Origin of the sequence: Streptomyces sp. NRRL S-495 (genome assembly GCF_000966955.1) — a bacterium.
Lineage (GTDB): Bacteria > Actinomycetota > Actinomycetes > Streptomycetales > Streptomycetaceae > Kitasatospora > Kitasatospora purpeofusca.
Map to the genome: position 1 here is coordinate 1 of NZ_JZWY01001266.1, position 563 is coordinate 563.

A 563-nucleotide genomic window follows, 5' to 3' on the forward strand; every position below is an offset into this window, starting at 1 on the left:
GCGAGGCCCTGGCGACGGACCCGCAGCAGCGGCTGGCACTGGAGACCGCCTGGGAGGCGGTCGAGCGGGCCGCCATCGACCCCCGCACACTGCGGCGCACCGGCACGGGTGTCTTCCTCGGGGCGATCGGCAACGGTTACGGCGCGGGCTCGCGCCACCTCCCCGAGGTCCAGGGCCTGCTGGACACCGGGACGGCGAGCAGTGTGGTCTCCGGCCGGATCGCCTACACCCTGGGCCTGGAAGGGCCCGCGGTGACCGTGGACACGGCCTGCTCCTCCTCCCTGGTCGCCCTGCACCTGGCGATCCGGGCCCTGCGGGCGGGCGACTGCACCCTGGCCCTGGCCGGCGGGGTGTCGGTGATGGCGACCCCCGACGCGTTCGTGGCGTTCAGCCGCCAGCGCGCGTTGTCGGCCGACGGCCGTTGCAAGGCGTTCGGGGCCGACGCGGACGGGACCGGCTGGTCCGAGGGCGTCGGCGTCCTGCTGCTGGAGCGGCTGTCGGACGCGCGGCGCAACGGGCATCCGGTGCTGGCGGTGGTGCGTGGTTCCGCCACGAACCAGGAC

Annotated in this window: 1 protein-coding gene; it reads left to right on the forward strand. The window is 75.5% G+C overall.

The window, feature by feature from the left end; translation table 11 throughout:
• Positions 1-563 (forward strand): polyketide synthase (locus tag VR45_RS41050; protein WP_045945081.1); only part of this gene is annotated, 563 nt, incomplete at both ends.